The organism is Herbaspirillum rhizosphaerae, from assembly GCF_046025915.1.
In the GTDB taxonomy this organism is placed as follows: domain Bacteria; phylum Pseudomonadota; class Gammaproteobacteria; order Burkholderiales; family Burkholderiaceae_D; genus Herbaspirillum; species Herbaspirillum rhizosphaerae_A.
Map to the genome: position 1 here is coordinate 13,632 of NZ_JAQQFR010000012.1, position 17,599 is coordinate 31,230.

The 17,599-nt window shown below is 54.0% G+C and carries 15 protein-coding genes and 2 tRNA genes; 8 read left to right on the plus strand and 9 right to left on the minus strand.

The annotated features are described in order from the left end of the window. Complete coding sequence (locus PQR63_RS17870; protein WP_408169326.1) at positions 1-1,458, minus strand: hybrid sensor histidine kinase/response regulator; 1,458 nt, start codon at positions 1,456-1,458, stop codon at positions 1-3. A gap of 60 nt (positions 1,459-1,518) precedes the next feature. Continuing rightward, positions 1,519-3,162, minus strand: coding sequence for a sensor histidine kinase (locus tag PQR63_RS17875; protein WP_408169327.1), 1,644 nt, complete (start codon positions 3,160-3,162; stop codon positions 1,519-1,521). Positions 3,163-3,950: 788 nt separating this feature from the next. Between PQR63_RS17875 and PQR63_RS17880 the strand changes: the two genes are divergently transcribed. From PQR63_RS17880 to PQR63_RS17915, 8 genes are all read left to right on the plus strand, one after another. Continuing rightward, a complete protein-coding gene (locus PQR63_RS17880; RefSeq protein ID WP_408169328.1) occupies positions 3,951-4,388 on the plus strand; it encodes a Csu type fimbrial protein in 438 nt (145 codons plus the stop codon). Between the two features lie 255 nt (positions 4,389-4,643). After that, entirely contained in the window at positions 4,644-5,273 is a 630-nt protein-coding gene (locus PQR63_RS17885; protein ID WP_408169457.1) for a fimbrial biogenesis chaperone, read from the plus strand. Between the two features lie 86 nt (positions 5,274-5,359). Next, complete coding sequence (locus PQR63_RS17890) at positions 5,360-6,298, plus strand: fimbria/pilus outer membrane usher protein (RefSeq protein ID WP_408169329.1); 939 nt, start codon at positions 5,360-5,362, stop codon at positions 6,296-6,298. Then, on the plus strand, positions 6,181-7,566 hold the full coding sequence (locus PQR63_RS17895; RefSeq protein WP_408169330.1) for a fimbria/pilus outer membrane usher protein: 1,386 nt from the start codon (positions 6,181-6,183) through the stop codon (positions 7,564-7,566). Before PQR63_RS17890 ends, PQR63_RS17895 begins: the two co-directional genes overlap by 118 nt. Before the next feature lies 1 nt (position 7,567). Continuing rightward, positions 7,568-8,050, plus strand: a complete 483-nt coding sequence (locus tag PQR63_RS17900; RefSeq protein WP_408169331.1) for a Csu type fimbrial protein — start codon at positions 7,568-7,570, stop codon at positions 8,048-8,050. Positions 8,051-8,294: 244 nt separating this feature from the next. Continuing rightward, complete coding sequence (locus PQR63_RS17905) at positions 8,295-8,792, plus strand: Csu type fimbrial protein (RefSeq protein ID WP_408169332.1); 498 nt, start codon at positions 8,295-8,297, stop codon at positions 8,790-8,792. A 225-nt stretch (positions 8,793-9,017) separates the two neighbouring features. Further along, the gene (locus PQR63_RS17910) at positions 9,018-9,518 is read left to right on the plus strand and encodes a Csu type fimbrial protein (RefSeq protein WP_408169333.1); all 501 of its coding nucleotides are present in this window, start codon (positions 9,018-9,020) and stop codon (positions 9,516-9,518) included. Between the two features lie 270 nt (positions 9,519-9,788). Continuing rightward, a complete protein-coding gene (locus PQR63_RS17915) occupies positions 9,789-10,289 on the plus strand; it encodes a Csu type fimbrial protein (protein ID WP_408169334.1) in 501 nt (166 codons plus the stop codon). 141 nt (positions 10,290-10,430) lie between these two features. On the opposite strand, the gene PQR63_RS17920 is transcribed toward PQR63_RS17915, so the two are convergent. From PQR63_RS17920 to tig, 7 genes are all read right to left on the minus strand, one after another. Next, positions 10,431-10,507: transfer RNA gene (locus tag PQR63_RS17920), tRNA-Asp, on the minus strand. Between the two features lie 26 nt (positions 10,508-10,533). Further along, a tRNA-Val gene (locus tag PQR63_RS17925) sits at positions 10,534-10,609 on the minus strand. A 49-nt stretch (positions 10,610-10,658) separates the two neighbouring features. Then, a complete protein-coding gene (locus tag PQR63_RS17930) occupies positions 10,659-10,931 on the minus strand; it encodes an HU family DNA-binding protein (protein WP_408169335.1) in 273 nt (90 codons plus the stop codon). Positions 10,932-11,212: 281 nt separating this feature from the next. After that, entirely contained in the window at positions 11,213-13,621 is a 2,409-nt protein-coding gene (gene lon, locus PQR63_RS17935) for an endopeptidase La (RefSeq protein WP_408169336.1), read from the minus strand. Positions 13,622-13,940: 319 nt separating this feature from the next. Beyond that, on the minus strand, positions 13,941-15,206 hold the full coding sequence (gene clpX, locus PQR63_RS17940; RefSeq protein ID WP_050476998.1) for an ATP-dependent Clp protease ATP-binding subunit ClpX: 1,266 nt from the start codon (positions 15,204-15,206) through the stop codon (positions 13,941-13,943). Between the two features lie 323 nt (positions 15,207-15,529). Then, on the minus strand, positions 15,530-16,156 hold the full coding sequence (gene clpP, locus PQR63_RS17945) for an ATP-dependent Clp endopeptidase proteolytic subunit ClpP (RefSeq protein ID WP_050476999.1): 627 nt from the start codon (positions 16,154-16,156) through the stop codon (positions 15,530-15,532). 53 nt (positions 16,157-16,209) lie between these two features. Continuing rightward, on the minus strand, positions 16,210-17,556 hold the full coding sequence (gene tig, locus PQR63_RS17950; RefSeq protein WP_094563667.1) for a trigger factor: 1,347 nt from the start codon (positions 17,554-17,556) through the stop codon (positions 16,210-16,212). Positions 17,557-17,599: the final 43 nt, after the last annotated feature.

Consider the following 17,599-nt stretch of genomic DNA (forward strand, 5'->3'; position numbering starts at 1 on the left):
TCAAACCCTCCGCATGACTGGTGTAACAGGCAATTGCAAAACAATCTCGACGCCCTCGCCGGGCGCAGAGGCGATGTCCATGGTGCCGCCGACCAGCACGGCACGTTCTTCCATATTCAACAATCCAAAACTCGTCCCCGAAATGGCGTTGCTGCGCGCCTTCTCGATGTCAAAACCTTTGCCGTCATCGCGGATGCTCACGTTGAGCTGATCCTGGCGTTGGCTGACTTTGACCCAGATGTTTTCTGCCTTGGCGTGACGCAGGATGTTGGTGACGGCTTCCTGCACGATGCGAAAGCAGGTGTTTTCAATGTCATGATGCAACTCAACCGATATCGGCGAACTCTCGAACCAGCCTTTCACATTGGCAAGGTTGGATTTGTTCTCGACATAGGATCGTAGCGTGGCAATCAGCCCAAGGTTATCCAATTGCGGTGGCCGCAGATCCAGCGACAGGCTGCGCACCTGCGACAGCACGGACGCGACGATGTCGATGCCGTTCTGCAGCGAAGGGCCTTCCAGTGAGCCGGTTTTCTTGATGGTTTCCAGATTGATCTTCAAGGCGGTGAGCGATTGGCCGACGTCGTCGTGCAGCCCACGCGCCAGATGCTGGCGTTCGCGTTCCTGGACTTCGATAACGCGGCTGGCCAGCATCTTCTGCCGCTCCATGGCGTGCTCCAATTCTTTTTGCGAGTTGACGCGCTCGGTCACATCCATCGCCAGACCTGCCGCAAGACTCTTGCCGTCGCTGCCGATCGGGAAGCGCACCATGTCCATGATTTTTGGATTGTGGTTGGCATCGAAAATGGTTTCCTGCGTGTGCATTTCGCGTTTATTTTCGAGCACGATACGGTCATGCTCTTGTGCGTTTTGCGCCGCACCGCTGGACATCAGGTCAAAGTCGCTCAGGCCGATCATGTCGCTAGGCGTCATGCCAAAAAATGCGGACTGCGCAGGATTGACGTAGAGGTAACGCAACTCGGCATCCTTGATCCAGGCAGGCATCGGCGCGGCGTTCATGAAGGCATAAAAGCGCGCCTGCATCTCACGTAACGCGGCGGAACTGGCACGCTGCTTGCGCCGTACCAGCGCATCGCGCAGCTCACGCTCGACCGCAATCGGAAGCCGCGCGATACTGCTCTTGAGGAAGTAATCCTGCGCGCCCGCCTTCATCACCTCCACCGCCGTTTGTTCCCCGATGGCGCCGGAGACGATGATGAAAGGAATCTGATCGTTCTGGCGCTTGACCATCTCCAGCGCATCCACCGCACTGAACATCGGCATGGAATAATCGGAAATGACGATGTCCCATTTGTCGCGCATCGCAGCTTCCATGTCAGGCTCGGTATCGACCCGCTTCCATGTCGGCTCGAAACCACCGCGCTTGAGCTCGCGAACCATCAGGATCACGTCTTCTTCCATGTCTTCGACAAACAGAACCCGAAGTGGGATGCTCATAAATTCGGCTTTCGTAAAAAGTCGTCAGGGATGCCGCGCGAGGGCGTCATCCAAATCGATTCATGCAAGGTCGGACTGTTCTCTCGGCAGGGAAAAATAAAAACTGGTTTCTTCACCCGGCGTGCTTTCTGCCCAGACACGGCCACCATGCCTGACGACGATACGCTGCACCAGCGCCAGGCCAATGCCGCTGCCCGGAAAATCTTCCTGCTTGTGCAAACGCTGAAAAGTCCCAAAGAGTTTTTGTACATAGCGCATGTCAAACCCGACGCCGTTATCGGTCACCCGATAGATCGTTTCGTCAGGCGTTTCCGTGACGCCGACGCTGATCCTCGGCTCCGTCGTCTTGCTGCTGAATTTGGCGGCATTGCCGAGCAGGTTTTCCCACACTTCGACAATCAGGGCGCGGTTGGCGATCACGTCGTCGAGTGGATCGACGACAAACTCAACGTCACTGTATTCGCGTTGCAATTTTTTGATGACTTGCCCAACGATGTCCCGCATAGAGATGCTTCCCAAGGTTAGCTCGCCGGTACCTGACCTCGACAATCGCAACAAGTCGTTGATCAGTCCATCCATTTTCTTGACGTTCTTGCCGATGACTTGCAGCAGCTCCCGGCCCTTATCGTCCAAGGCCTCGACATAATCTTCTTCGAGCATCATGGCGTAGCCGGAAATGGCCCGCAACGGAGCGCGCAGATCGTGCGAAACCGAATAAGAAAAGCTTTCCAGCTCTTTGTTGATATTGCTCAGATGCAGAGCCTGCCGTTTGAGGTCGGCGTTGAGCTCTCCAATCTCACGCTCGGTTTGCTTGCGCGCCGAGATGTCATAGATTACGTTGCGGCTGAGTGTGTGACCGTTCTCCGGCTGGTGTGCCCAGCCGGCGCTCATCAGTGCGGAGAAATGCGTACCGTCAGCCCGCCGGTAATCGAGATCGATGTTGCTGACCGATTTGTCTCGCAGGAATCGCGGCCATACCTCAAGGCGATAGCGTTCAGCACTTTCCACCGTCAATAGATCCGCCTGCCGGAGTTTGCCGATCACTTGCTCGCGGGTGTAACCAAGCCAAGCCAGTTCGGTGTCGTTCATCTGCACGATCAATCCGTTCTCCTCGTCGATGGAGTGGTAGCCGCAAGGCGCTTGGTTGTACAGATCAGCAAGTTCCGCTGCATAGATGCGCTCCTTCAACTGCGCAGTCTTGCGGCGCTGCATCTCGCTCTTGAGACGCAAATACACGATCAGCAACAGCACCAGACTGACGACACTACCGCCGACAATCGCGACGATGCTCCAGTCGACGCTCTTTTTCGTCTCGATTGAGCGCTTTGCCAGCAAGGCGTTTTCCGCTTCCTTAAGCTGCATGAACTGCTTGCGTATGTCTTCGTTCAGAGCGCGGCCATATGAGTAAAGACTATCGAGCCGGACATCCTTGTTGGCTCCCACCAGGGTGCGAGCCAGTTCGACGCGTTTGCTGATGTTCTCGCGCAGTTGCGCCAGTCTCTCCATTTGCGCCTGATCACCCAGTTCCAGCGTACGCAAGCCACCAAGCATGTCGAGTAAGGCGGCACTATCAGCCTCAAAGCTGAGAAGATCATCTTGCTGACCAAAGAGTGCATAGCCACGCGCACTGGCGATCAAATCGCGCAAGGTCGAATGCGTCTCTTCAAGACGCTGCAAAACTGTATGCGTACGTTGAACCGACACCGCCCTTGCTTCGAAAATACGCACACTGCGATAAGAGACGACTGTGACGCCTACCGATAGCAGCATGGCGAAAAAGAAAAAGACGCCGGTATTCGCGATGGAGGATCTTCTCTTGTTTAATATCGGCATCGTAACGATAGATTTCGATGAGGCTTAAACAGTTTGTCGGGGACGCAGTGCCGGCGCTTTAGTACACATCTCCTTGCGCTGCTCTGATGTTGCGGTCCGCTAAAAATCGATTTGCAAAAACTAGCTTTTACTCGTTATGGTCGTTGCATTGCTTGTACTTACTGTCTTCGCTCTACGCTCTACGCTCTAAATTGCGATCTTCGTCTTTTGATTGTTGTCCGAAGTGAAATGTCACCTGCCTGGCGGCCCAGTCCTGCCGTGTCGGTACTTTAAGTCGGTACTTTTCGCGCGACTGCCTGAAATGTCCGCATCCCGCAGTCTCTGCGTTGATATTGAGATGCCCCGGACCGTCAATCTCCGTTCGACTTGGTATTACTCTTTCATGCCAGTCGAGAAAAACACCTGATCTATTTGTTTTTTTGGCATTTCCGGATGAAGAAAAATTTCCAGCATGACATTAAATGTTTTCATATAAACACTAAATGTGGCCTTCTTCTGACATTTTCTCCGCCAAATAGCTTGATCCCACTGTCAAGTCAGGGTTTTCCTTAGAATTTATTTTATAATAGCCTCAAACATCTGACGTTACCAAACGGCATTTTATTCAAATGAAAACAAAGCAAAAAATCGCATTTGCAATGGGGGCAGGAGTACTGTTCATGAGCAGCCTGGGTCAGGCCGCAACATCGACAGGAAACCTGGCAGTGTCCGCTATCGTCGCTTCGACGTGCAGCGTGCAAAGTGCCGCGTTGCCATTTGGTACCTACAATTCTTCCGCAGTACAACAGTCGGCGCAAGTCGGTGTAGTTTGTTCCAACGGCACCAGCTACACCGTCAGTCTCGATGCAGGTGCAGCCCCTGGCGCCACATCAACCGACCGCAAACTGGTCGGCGATTCCAGTGCAACACTGAGCTATGGCTTGTATCAGGATCCGGCTCGCAGCAAGAACTGGGGCAACGCATCCGGTTCGGAAACAGTGACCAACGTCGGTAACGGCTCCCAACAAAATCTGCCTGTTTATGGGTATATCCCAAGCGGCCAAAATGTTAAAGCGGGTAGCTACAATGATGTTGTAGGGATCACACTCTCGTATTAATGCGTTCTATTTCTAATGTATTTCTGATACGCTGATAACTAGAAGTAACATTTCAGCTTAATTAACAGTCACATTAGCAAACAGTAGTAACACACTCCGGCAGTCATGCACTGCTACATCCATTGTTGTAGTTGAATTAGCGTTCTTTCGTCGTCACGGGGGAAAATTATTTTTTACTACCTTGCACGCCTCTCTCTCCTCCTCTGCTTAGCTTACGGGCTAGTCTTCCAAGCAGCTGTTGCCTCAAACTTCGAAATATCCCCGGTAGTATTGGAATTGTCATCAGCCCGAACGGCTGGCGTCGTGAAGATCGTGAACAACGATACGCACGATGTGTCGCTGCAAATCCGCGCCTACGACTGGACGCAAAAAGACAGCCAGGACAGTCTTGAACCGACCCAAAGCCTGATCATCAGTCCGCCCGTATTTACCGTGGCGCCTGGCGCATCGCAGACTATCCGCATCGTTTCCAGGCGCCCTGCTGAAATTAACGAAATCGCATATCGGTTGTTGGTCGATGAGATCCCGACTGCCGCCGCCGGACCGGCGATCAATTTCAAATTCCGCATTTCCATGCCGATTTTCATCGCTCCCAATGCGGCGGCAAATCTGAAGATGGGTTGGAGCATCAGCGCCGGCAAAACACCCAAGCTCATCGTCACCAATACCGGCAACCGGCGCGGACGTCTGCTCAATCTGGCGCTGACACTGCCCAACGGCAAGAAAATCACACCGCCCGCAGGTGCCAATCCATACACGCTTGCGGGTATGACCAGACAGTATGTGTTTGATGTGGAATCGCCGCTACCCGCCGGTTCGCTGGTGAAGATGACAGCGAACTCGGACTCCGGCCCGATTGATACCGAGCTCACCGTGACGCCTTGAGAAGACCCAAAACATGGATCGGCTTGCTAGTCTTTACCGCCAGTGCTTATGCATATGGCGCGGACCAGAATTCCACTGAAACTTTGTTGCTGGAAGTATCTATCAACGGCCGGACGACCGAACTGGTCGGGCAATTCACGAAGCGCCAGGACGGCTTGTTTGCCACCGCAGGAGAACTGCGCAGCCTGGGCATCAAGGTGCCGGGAAAAGAGGATGAGCTGGTGCCGATCTCCGGCGTCACCAGCAAGATCGACCTGAATCAGACGGCGTTGAAAATCGACATGGAAGTCCCCATGAATTTTCTGAACACCACCGATATTGCAACATCAGGCAAGTCGGCCGACAACGTGCCGCTGACCGAAAACGCACGTGGTGTGCTGCTGAACTACGACCTGCTGGCGACCACCAGCGAAGGCGTACACAGTCTGGGCGGCTACTTTGACGGGCGCTATTTTTCCGGCAGCAGCGTGTTCAGTTCGACTGGTCTGGCCTATTTTGCCGGCAGTCCTGCCAAGTCGGCCCGGCTGGACACCACCTACACCTATTCGAACCCACGTGAACTGATTCGCTACCGGGTCGGTGACTTCATCACCAGCGGCCTCTCATGGACGCGACCGGTACGCTTCGGTGGCGCACAGTTCGGCACCGACTTTTCCTTGCGCCCCGATCTGATCAAGTATCCAACGCCAAGCCTGGGCGGTGAGGCGGTTGTGCCCTCGACAGTTGATTTGTTCGTCAATGGCGTGCGGCAGCTTTCACAACCAGTGCCGCCGGGCCGTTTGAAATCCGGCAGGCACCGATCGCCACCGGTGCAGGCCAGATCTCGGTCGCGGTCACCGATGAGCTGGGACGCCAGACTTTCCGTACCATACCGTTTTACGCTACCGACAGGCTGCTCGCAGAGAACTTGTCTTCCTACACTGCCGAAGGCGGCTTCGTACGCCGCAACTACGGATTGCGCAGCAACAATTATGGCGAGTTCGCCGTTGCGGGGACTGCGCGCCACGGATTCACTAAAACGCTGACGATGGAGACGCATGCGGAAGCAATGAGGGGCATGACGCTGGCCGGCGGAGGTCTGGTCTACAACGTCGACAACTTTGGTGTATTGACTGGTGCGGTATCGGCGAGCAATTCGGATGCAGGCACTGACCAGCAACTAGCGCTGGGCTTCGAGCGCAGCACCAGCCTGTTTAGCATGTCGCTGATGCGCACGCAGTCGGGTTCTAATTATCGCGACATCGGTGCCATGGAAGGATCGCCGGTATCACGCTCGTCCACTATCGCGACGGTAGGTCTCAATCTGGGCTCGTTGGGCTCGGTCAGCCTGGCGTATACCTTGGTAAAGAGTCCGGTGATTATCTCCACCTTGGGCAACATCGGGATCAGCAACAGCGAGAGCGTCACCGTTTCTTATTTCAAATCGGTGTCGCGCGGGGCCAATCTGTATGTAACCGGCTTCCGGGATTTTCGTAACGGCGGTTACGGCGCATCGATCGGCCTGATCATGCCATTTGGCGACAACAGCGCGGGCGGCGTGAGCGTGAACAACAACAACGGCATGAAGACCACCTCTGTGCAAGCCAGCCGCCCGACGATCTCTCCAGGCGACATAGGCTGGCAGTTGCAGACATCCGAAGGTTCCTACAAGCAACGTTATGGCGAAGTCGATTACAAAGGCACCAAAGGCCGCGCCAGCTATACCGTGGCGCAAAGCAATGACACCACCAGCCAGCGTGCAGGTGTTCGCGGTGCAGTGGCATGGATGGACAATTCCTTGTTCATGTCGAACTGGGTAGACGACAGCTTTGCCGTCGTCAATACGGAAGGTGCTAAGAATGTCGGCATCTATACCGAGAACCGCTATGCCGGCAAAACCGATAACAGCGGCCAGCTTCTGCTGACCGACTTGCGCGCTTATGACGTCAACAAGGTATCAGTCGACGTGCTGGATTTGCCCCTGACACTGCAAATGGATCAGAACGAGCAGTACGTCAAACCACGTGACCGCTCCGGCGTCGTCATCAACTTCAAGACCAAACGGACTTCTGACGTGAACCTGGTTCTCAAAATGTCCAACGGTGACTATGTCCCGGTCGGCTCCAGCGTCAAGATCCGCGAAAACGGCCAGCAAGCCCCCGTTGGCTACGAAGGCGCAGCCTATTTGTCCGAACTTGGCCCCATCAATACGCTCGATATCCTCATGCCGTCTGGAGAGACTTGCCAGGCGGTGTTGATCCCTGACCGCAATCTGGATGGCGGCATGAGCAGCAGCACATTGGAGTGTCACTGATATGAAGAACTTACGCTGCCTGCTTCGGGTTGCCATCCTGCTCTGCGCCAGTCTCTGCGGTATTGGAAATGCACAGGCGCAAGCCTGCACCACCTCGTCCCTGCCGGTTGCGTTTGGTCTTTATGACCCGAAGAGTGCGTTGCCCAGTGAAACCACGGGCACCGTCACCGTTGTCTGCCAAGCTACCGTCGCCTTGCTGGTCGCGTTTTCAGTCAAGCTCAACGGCGGCTCAAGCGGCAGTATCGGCGCCCGCAAGATGAATACCTCCGGCTCGCAGATGGGCTACCAGATCTACATGGACGCCGCGCGCACTATCGTTTGGGGCGACGGCACCAGCAGCAGCAGCTTTAACGTCGGTGGTTATCTGCTGGCCGTATTGGTACCTGTCACGACCACGTATACCGCCTACGGACGCATCACGGCGCTGCAGAACGTCTATGCGGGCGCATACACGGATACGTTGACGATTCTGGTGACGTACTAGAACCCAGTACTACACAAGCTCTTACAATGCCTTGAATAGGCATAGGCGTAGAAATAAAACAGATCACGGAAATTACGTTGTTTTTGTAACTCCTAAGGAATTTCCTGATGCGCTGGAACCCCGTGTAGGGATTCCCCTGATTTTGCATGAGGTATCAAAAATATAAAGTTCACCTGTACCCGGCGAGTTCGACATTCTTGTAATGGGACAAGAACCAGAACCACCGAATCCAGGAGAGATTGCCATGTTCACAATCAAAAAAAATCGCGTCATCTGTGCCACACTCGCTGCCGCCATGCTGATTTCCGGCGCACCGGTAATGGCTGCTACATCCAGCGGTTCGCTGGTCGTCACAGCCACCGTACTGGCATCCTGCACCGTGGTCGGTTCGACCATTGCCTTCGGTAACTACACCAGCTCGCAAGTTGACCAAACAGGCAACGTCGCTGTTTTGTGCACCAATGGCACTTCTTACACTATCGGCCTGGATGCAGGCGCCGGCACAGGCGCCACCACCAGTGTCCGCAAACTGACCGGCTCGCTCGGCGGCACCTTGAACTACGCGCTGTATCGCGATTCCGGCCGCACCAACAACTGGGGTTCGACCATCGGCACCGATACACAAGCAGGTACCGGCAACGGCCTGATCCAGAACCTGACCGTCTACGGCCGTATTGCAGCCAGCCAAACTCCCCTGGCCGGCGTCTATACGGACACAGTGACTGTCACCCTGACCTACTAATTTCCTTTCGATATCGACTGAGCCAGCTGTTGCTTTTACAGCGGCTGGATGGTGCCGGTCTTGCGGATTGAAAAGATCAAGGCAACTGCCAACTGAATCTGTTCTTCCCGCTCCTTGAGAAGCTGTTAAGTATTACCTCAGGTTCACCAGAAGTTCGCTTGTACCCGCCGCTGTATGGATGCTGCCAATAACACCAAAACGCAGGCTCGGGGTAAGGAGAGAACAATGTTCTTTGTACGAAAACATCGTATTTTTTGCGCCGCTGCGGCTATCGCCATCGCAACGGCGGGCATGCCCATGGCTGCGCATGCCAACAGCACCAGCGGCGTGAATTCATCGGCGGCAGTGCTCGCAACCTGCACGATTGTCGGTTCTGCCATTGCATTCGGCACCTATTCGTCAACGCAAGTCGACCAGACCGGCACCATCGCTGTGGTGTGCACCAATGGTATTTCTTATTCGATCGGACTGGACGCTGGAGCAGGCACCGGCGCTACGACCGCAGTGCGCAAACTGACAGGCTCTTCGGGAGGCACGCTGAATTACACCTTGTATCGGGATGCGGCACGAACCAGCAACTGGGGATCGACAATCGGTACCGACACACAATCCGGCAACGGCAATGGCATCGTACAAAATTTAACCGTCTACGGCCGGATCCCTAGTGGGCAAACACCACAAACCGGAAGCTATACGGATACCGTAACAATTACGCTTACGTATTGAGGTCTCCCAGGCTTACTGACGCTCCTGACTCCCTGACGCGCTCCGGCAGTATTTCTCTTTGCCGACATCCCCGCTCCGAAGCCAACCCGGCGGCATTCTTGCATCTGCTTTTGTCCGTCTAGGGAAATTCCTTAAGCAAATAACATCACATTCAGGAATCTCCTGATTTTGGCGAAGGCGTCAAAAATATAAAGTTCACCTGTGCCCACCGAATTGGAAATCCTCGTAATGGGACGAGGATACAAAAACGGTAATCCAGGAGAAATCGCCATGTTCACATCCAACAAAAACCGCGTTATCAGTGTCGCAACCGCCGCTATCCTGCTGGTTTCCAGCGCTCCGGTGTTTGCGTCTTCCACAGCAACAGGTTCGCTGATCAATACAGCCACGGTGCTGGCATCCTGCACCGTGGTCGGCTCGACCATCGCCTTCGGCAACTACACCAGCTCGCAAGTTGACCAAACCGGCAACGTTGCGGTTCTGTGCACCAACGGCACTTCTTACACAATCGGTCTGGATGCAGGCGCCGGTACCGGCGCCACCACCAGTGTCCGCAAGCTGAGCGGCTCGCTCGGCGGCACATTGAACTACGCGCTGTATCGTGATTCCGGCCACACCAACAACTGGGGATCAACCATCGGCACCGATACACAAGCCGGCACCGGCAACGGCCTGATCCAAAATCTGACCGTTTATGGCCGTATCGCCGGTAGCCAGACTCCCCTGGCCGGCGTCTATACGGACACAGTGACCGTTACGCTGACTTACTGAGTTTGAGTGATTGATGTGTGCGAATCGAAGATATCTGCCCGTACAACAAATTGTCGAAGTGACGAAATGAATCCGGCGCGAGTCAAGTAACTCTGACAAATAAAAAAGCCCGCTTAGTTTCCTAAGCAGGCTTTTGTATTTTGGCGGAGCGGACGGGGCTCGAACCCGCGACCCCCGGCGTGACAGGCCGGTATTCTAACCAACTGAACTACCACTCCTAAACTATTGCTGACCGTTTGAGTTTTGGTGGGTGCTGAGAGGCTCGAACTCCCGACCCGCGCCTTGTAAGGGCGCTGCTCTACCAACTGAGCTAAGCACCCGCACCTAAGCCCAAACAATCACTCGTCATCTGTCAACAACGAAAGACCGCTAGTTTAGCGCATCTTTCAAAGCTTTGCCAGGTTTAAATTTAGGTACCTTTGCTGCCTTGATTTTAATTGCTGCGCCGGTGCGTGGATTTCGCCCTGTACGCGCCGCCCGTTTACCGACGGAAAATGTGCCGAAACCTACCAGCGTAACGCTGTCGTTCTTTTTTAATGTGGTTTTTACTGCGCCAATGACGGCATCCAGCGCACGCGCCGAAGCTGCTTTGGAAATATCCGCAGACTTGGCAATGTGATCGATCAATTCGGTTTTGTTCACTTACGCCCCTTTAGACAAAGATTGGATTTCGCAACAGCGTCTTCCTCTGTGAATGAAGCAAGACGCTCATCACACGCAATGCAGAAAAATCTGCAGAGGGTATTAAACAAGCCGCAAACCCTTGTGTCAAGCGGTTTACAGCTGAATCAGCCTCGCCAAAAATCAGTCTTATCAAATTCGTAAAACATTTTATTTTTTGCCAACAGCATAAAAAAAGCGCTCCAAAGAGCGCTTTTTTATCTTGCCAGACAAATCCAGGGAATTGTCGGGCATGACTTCCATCAATGTTTCACGACGCTGGGATCTGTCGATTCTTCTTTCGGTGTCACCGCTGCGACAACCGCTTCTTCTTCAACCAAAGGGGTAGGCTGACGCTCCAAAGCAATTTCCAGCACCTTGTCAATCCAACGCACCGGCACGATTTCCAACTTGTTTTTTACGTTGTCGGGAATCTCGGTCAGATCCTTGACGTTTTGCTCAGGGATCAAAACCGTCTTGATGCCACCGCGATGCGCTGCCAGCAGTTTTTCCTTCAATCCACCGATTGGCAAAACTTCGCCGCGCAAAGTGATCTCGCCAGTCATTGCAACGTCTGCCCGCACTGGAATACCGGTAAAGACCGACACCATTGCAGTCGTCATCGCAATACCTGCCGAAGGACCGTCCTTCGGTGTCGCACCTTCCGGAACGTGAATATGGATATCACGTTTTTCGAACACATCGCTCTTGATGCCGAGCTTGTCCGCGCGGCTACGCACAACCGTGCGTGCTGCTTCGATCGATTCCTTCATCACATCGCCCAAGGTACCAGTGCGAATCACGCCGCCCTTGCCTGGCATTGTCACGGCTTCGATGGTCAGCAGATCGCCGCCCACTTCTGTCCATGCCAAACCAACGACCTGGCCGACCTGATTTTCTTTTTCGGCGATGCCGAAATCGAAACGACGCACGCCAAGGAATTTATCCAGATTGCGCGAGGTGACAGTGACCTTCTTTTCCTGTTTCTTCAACAGCAGCATCTTCACGACTTTGCGGCAGATCTTGGACACTTCGCGTTCCAGCGAACGTACGCCGGCTTCGCGGGTGTAGTAGCGAATGATGTCGCGGATCGCCGATTCAGCCACGCTGATTTCGCCTTCTTTCAGACCGTTGTTCTTGATCTGTTTCGGCAGCAAATAACGTTGTGCGATGCTGGTCTTTTCGTCTTCGGTATAACCCGACAGGCGAATCACTTCCATCCGATCCAGCAGCGCCGGCGGAATGTTGAAAGAGTTCGACGTCGCCACAAACATCACGTCCGACAAATCGAAGTCGACTTCGATATAGTGATCCGAGAATGTGTGGTTCTGTTCCGGATCCAGCACTTCCAGCAACGCGGACGATGGATCGCCGCGGAAGTCCATACCGAGCTTGTCGATCTCATCAAGCAGGAACAGCGGATTACGCACACCAACCTTGGCCAGGCTCTGCAGAATCTTGCCGGGCATGGAGCCGATGTAAGTACGACGGTGACCACGAATCTCAGCCTCGTCGCGCACACCTCCCAAGGCCATACGGACGAACTTGCGGTTCGTCGCACGGGCGATCGACTGGCCCAGCGAAGTCTTACCCACACCTGGAGGACCAACGAAGCACAGAATCGGCGCTTTCAGCTTGTCGACGCGTTGTTGCACAGCGAGGTATTCCAGAATGCGTTCTTTGACCTTGTCGAGGCCGTAATGGTCGCCTTCAAGGACTTTTTCAGCATTCGGCAGATCGTTATTGACCTTGGATTTTTTCTTCCAAGGCAAACCGACCAATGTGTCGATGTAGTTGCGCACGACCGTCGCTTCAGCGGACATTGGCGACATCAATTTGAGCTTCTTCAGTTCGGACTGAGCCTTTTCCAGCGCTTCCTTCGGCATCTTGGCGGAGAGAATCTTCTTCTCCAGCTCTTCCAGATCGGCGCCGTCTTCGCCTTCGCCCAATTCCTTCTGGATGGCCTTGACCTGTTCGTTCAAGTAGTACTCGCGCTGCGACTTTTCCATCTGGCGCTTGACGCGGCCACGGATGCGCTTTTCAACCTGCAGGATGTCCAGTTCGCCTTCGAGTTGGCCGAGCAGATGCTCATGACGCTTAGCGACGTTGAAGATTTCCAGAATGACTTGTTTTTGCTCGAGCTTGAGCGGCAAGTGGGCAGCGATGGTGTCAGCCAGGCGGCCGGCATCGTCGATACCTGCCAGCGAGCTCAGGATCTCTGGGGGAATTTTTTTGTTCAGTTTGACGTACTGATCGAACTGCTGAACGATGGTGCGGCGCATGGCCTCAACTTCAGCTTCGTCGCCCAGCTCAGATTCAACCGGTGTCAAATCGGCAACGAAATGGGTATCCAGTTCGCTGATGTGATGGATGCGCGCGCGTTGTGCGCCTTCAACCAGCACTTTGACAGTGCCGTCAGGCAATTTCAGCATTTGCAGGATATTGGCGACGCAGCCGATTTCATAGATATCGTCTGCCGATGGCTCATCCTTGGCGGCGGCTTTCTGGGCGGCAAGCATGATGCTCTTGCCCTGCTCCATTGCGGCTTCCAAAGCCTTGATCGACTTTGGACGACCGACGAATAAAGGGATCACCATATGCGGGAAGACAACAACATCCCGCAACGGCAACAGAGGCAATTGCGTTTGTTCTGTGAGAGTAGAAGTCGTCATGGCGAGCCTTATCAAAAGTTACTGTTAGTGATGTTGGCGCGAGCTGCTAAAACACAAGCCCAAACTGAATAAAAACACGACAACTTTTTGGCGTAATGCACTTGGCAAGGTAAAAACTGCGGTTAATAAAGTGTCAAAACAAGCTACAACAAGTGACAAAAATAACAACAATTTCACAAACAAAAAAAGCCACACACGAAGTCGCCCTCGGGTGGCTTTACGATGGAAGCCGAAGTGATGTTCGCGGTTTATTGTACCGCTTTTAGTTCAAACGGATTCCATCCGGTATTTTTTGCTCCCGGATGGTTTCCGCCTATGATCAGCCGCCCGAAACCTTGGGCTGTTCGTGATAGATCAACAAAGGCTTGGCGCCGTTGGTGATGGTGTTTTCATCGATGACTACCTTGGCGACGTTTTGCTGGCTTGGCAGCTCGTACATCACGTCCAGCAGTGCATGTTCAAGGATGGAGCGCAGACCGCGCGCACCGGTCTTGCGTGCCAGCGCCTTCTTTGCGATAGCTTGCAGAGCGGCAGGACGAATCTCCAGCTCGGCGCCTTCCATTTGCAGCAGCTTGGAATATTGCTTGATTAGCGCATTCTTCGGCTCCAGCAAGATCTGGATCAGTGCTTCTTCATTCAATTCGTTCAGCGCTGCGATCACAGGCAGACGGCCGACCAGTTCGGGAATCAGGCCGAACTTGACCAGATCGTCCGGCTCAGCGTGCAACAGCACTTCGCTGGCGGTCTTCTGAGTCTGACTCTTGACGCTGGCGCCGAAACCGATACCGCTCTTTTCCGAGCGCTCGGAAATAATTTTCGTCAAACCGTCAAATGCGCCACCGCAGATGAACATGATGTTGGTGGTGTCGATCTGCACGAAGTCCTGGTTAGGATGCTTGCGGCCGCCTTGTGGCGGCACCGACGCCATCGTACCTTCGATCAGCTTCAGCAAGGCCTGTTGCACGCCTTCGCCGGAGACGTCACGAGTGATCGACGGATTGTCCGACTTACGCGAGATCTTGTCGATTTCGTCGATATAGACGATACCTTTCTGGGCCTTTTCGACTTCGTAATTGCAGTTCTGCAGCAGCTTCTGAATGATGTTCTCGACGTCTTCACCGACATAGCCGGCTTCAGTCAGTGTGGTCGCGTCGGCGATCACGAACGGCACGTTCAGCATGCGCGCGAGTGTCTGAGCCAGCAAGGTCTTGCCGGAACCGGTTGGACCGACCAGCAGGATGTTGCTCTTGGCGAGTTCGACATCGTCCTTCTTGCCGAGATGCTTCAGACGCTTGTAGTGGTTGTACACGGCCACCGACAGAATGCGCTTGGCAGTCTGCTGACCGATCACGTACTGATCAAGCAATTCGGAAATTTCTTGCGGCGTCGGCAGATCCGATTTGGCACCGGCAACCGACTCAACGCTGGAAGCTTCGTCGCGAATGATGTCATTGCAAAGATCGATACATTCGTCGCAAATGAAAACCGACGGACCTGCGATCAGTTTTTTGACTTCATGCTGACTTTTGCCGCAAAACGAGCAATAAAGCAGCTTTTCGCCACTGGAAGATTTTTTCTCGGACATATAGGGCAAATGTGAATAGAGTTCGGCTTGATCATACCTGCGATTTCATGATTCGTCACGGAATCGCCATATTTGCGCGCCAGTAAAAACAGGTTCTAGCCTACTCCATATGGGATCGCAAACAAAAAAAGCAATACGATGGAAATCAGGCCTTAATCGAGGCATTGACAGGCGATATTGACCGTTTTTTACAGTATTTGCGTTGATGCAGTGCAAAAAGAAAATGCCCGAACCGAAGTTCGGGCATTTGCTGAAAACACAATAACCAAGCTACGTAAGAGGCCACGGAGACCGCCCGCTCAACACTGCTTGCCTGTTACTTGTTATGCGCGCTTTTCCAATACCTGATCGATCAGACCATACTCAGCAGCAGCTGCAGCCGACATGAAGTTGTCTCGATCGGTATCCTTGCCGATTTGATCGATCGTACGACCGGTCTTCTCAGCCAGGATGGCATTCAGGCGCTCACGCAGATACAGAATTTCGCGCGCCTGGATCTCGATGTCCGATGCCTGACCTTGCGCGCCGCCCAAAGGCTGGTGAATCATGATGCGCGAGTTCGGCAGCGAGAAACGCTTGCCCTTGGCGCCAGCAGCCAACAGGAAAGCACCCATCGAGGCAGCCAGACCAGTACACAGCGTGGAGACGTCCGGCTTGATGAATTGCATCGTATCGAAAATCGCCATACCGGCAGAAACCGAGCCGCCCGGGGAGTTGATGTACAGCGAAATATCCTTGTCTGGATTTTCGCTTTCCAGGAACAGCAATTGCGCCACCACCAGGTTGGCGGTCGCATCATTGACCGGACCAACCAGGAAAATGATGCGCTCTTTCAGCAAACGCGAATAAATATCATACGCACGCTCGCCGCGACCGCTCTGCTCGATCACCATTGGGACCATGCCGAGCATCTCTGTATCCAGTGCAGACTGCTTGATGAAACCTGTCATGTGCATTTCCTTATGCGTAGTAGTCTTCTCTGATGTTACCCGAGAAGGTCGAATTACGCTTGCGGCTGATTGCCCATCAACGCGTCGAACGCGACCGATTTCTCGGAGACTTTGGATTTACCCAACACGTAATTGACGACGTTTTCTTCCAAAACAAGAGCTTCGACTTCAGCCAGACGGCGACGATCGCTGAAGTAGTACTTCAGGACCTGTTGCGGGTCTTCGTAGCTTTGTGCGAAGTCTTCGACTTGCGCCTTGACTTGTTCTTCAGTGGCTTCCAGCTTGTTGGTCTTGACGACTTCAGCCAAGATCAGACCCAGACGGACGCGACGTTCTGCTTGTGCAGCAAACAGTTCGCGCGGCAGTTGCATGCCCTTAGGATCCATGCCGCGTTGCGCCATGTCCTGATGCGCCATTTCAACCAAACGCTCGATGTCTTGTTCAACCAATGCCTTCGGCACTTCCAGTTCGCTGACCTTGATCAGGGCGTCCATGACGCTGTCTTTGGTCTTTGCCTTGGTGCGAGCGCTGACTTCACGTTCCAGATTGCGCTTGATGTCTTCGCGCATCTTGGTCAGGTCGCCGTCTTCGATACCCAGCGACTTGGCAAATTCTGCATCGACTTCCGGCAGGTGCGCCCATTCCAGCTTCTTCAGGGTGATGGTGAATTCTGCAGTTTTGCCTGCCACGTCCTTGCCGTGGTAGTCAGCTGGGAATGCCAGCGGGAAAACCTTGGATTCGCCAACCTTCAAACCGATTGTCGCTGCTTCGAACTCAGGCAACATACGGCCTTCGCCCAGCACGAACGGGAATGCATCAGCCTTGCCGCCTTGGAATTCAACGCCGTCGATCTTGCCGACGAAGTCGACCGTCGCGCGATCGCCGTTTTGTGCAACTGGCTCACCGCCGTCGCCGTGCGCACCTTGCTCGCCCTTGACGTGGTAGTGCACGCGTTGCTTGCGGAGGATGTCCAGTGTCTTGTCGATTTCAGTATCGGAAACAGCCGATGTCGTCTTCTCGACTTCAGCCGAGGACAAATCGCCGATCGCGACTTCTGGGTAGACTTCGAATGTTGCGTCGAATGCCAACGAACCTTCAGCCACGCCTTCGCTGGTCTTTGGTTCGATCTTTGGATAACCGGCAACACGCAGGTTGTTTTCGACGGCGATGTCGTTGAATGCGCGACCGACTTTATCGTTCAGCACTTCGGTTTCGACTTGATAGCCGAACTGAGCGGCAACCATCTTCATTGGCACTTTGCCTGGGCGGAAGCCTGGCGCCTTGGCAGTGCGAGCGCGCACTTTCAGGCGTTTTTCAACTTCAGCCTGCACGTCGGCCAGTGGGAATGTCAGGGTGATACGGCGCTCAAGTTTGCTCAGAGTTTCGACTGCAGTTGCCATGTGAATCGTCCAAAAATTAATAAATTCCGTGGTGCGGCCCGGA

What these genes read in the sequence shown, in the direction of transcription:
- PQR63_RS17915 (WP_408169334.1), top strand. Translation starts at nt 9,789, where the DNA reads ATGTTCACATCCAACAAAAACCGCGTTATCAGTGTCGCAACCGCCGCT.
- clpX (WP_050476998.1), bottom strand. Translation starts at nt 15,206, where the DNA reads ATGTCCGAGAAAAAATCTTCCAGTGGCGAAAAGCTGCTTTATTGCTCG.
- PQR63_RS17870 (WP_408169326.1), bottom strand. Translation starts at nt 1,458, where the DNA reads ATGAGCATCCCACTTCGGGTTCTGTTTGTCGAAGACATGGAAGAAGAC.
- tig (WP_094563667.1), bottom strand. Translation starts at nt 17,556, where the DNA reads ATGGCAACTGCAGTCGAAACTCTGAGCAAACTTGAGCGCCGTATCACC.
- PQR63_RS17905 (WP_408169332.1), top strand. Translation starts at nt 8,295, where the DNA reads ATGTTCACAATCAAAAAAAATCGCGTCATCTGTGCCACACTCGCTGCC.
- PQR63_RS17900 (WP_408169331.1), top strand. Translation starts at nt 7,568, where the DNA reads ATGAAGAACTTACGCTGCCTGCTTCGGGTTGCCATCCTGCTCTGCGCC.
- PQR63_RS17880 (WP_408169328.1), top strand. Translation starts at nt 3,951, where the DNA reads ATGAGCAGCCTGGGTCAGGCCGCAACATCGACAGGAAACCTGGCAGTG.
- PQR63_RS17910 (WP_408169333.1), top strand. Translation starts at nt 9,018, where the DNA reads ATGTTCTTTGTACGAAAACATCGTATTTTTTGCGCCGCTGCGGCTATC.
- lon (WP_408169336.1), bottom strand. Translation starts at nt 13,621, where the DNA reads ATGACGACTTCTACTCTCACAGAACAAACGCAATTGCCTCTGTTGCCG.
- clpP (WP_050476999.1), bottom strand. Translation starts at nt 16,156, where the DNA reads ATGACAGGTTTCATCAAGCAGTCTGCACTGGATACAGAGATGCTCGGC.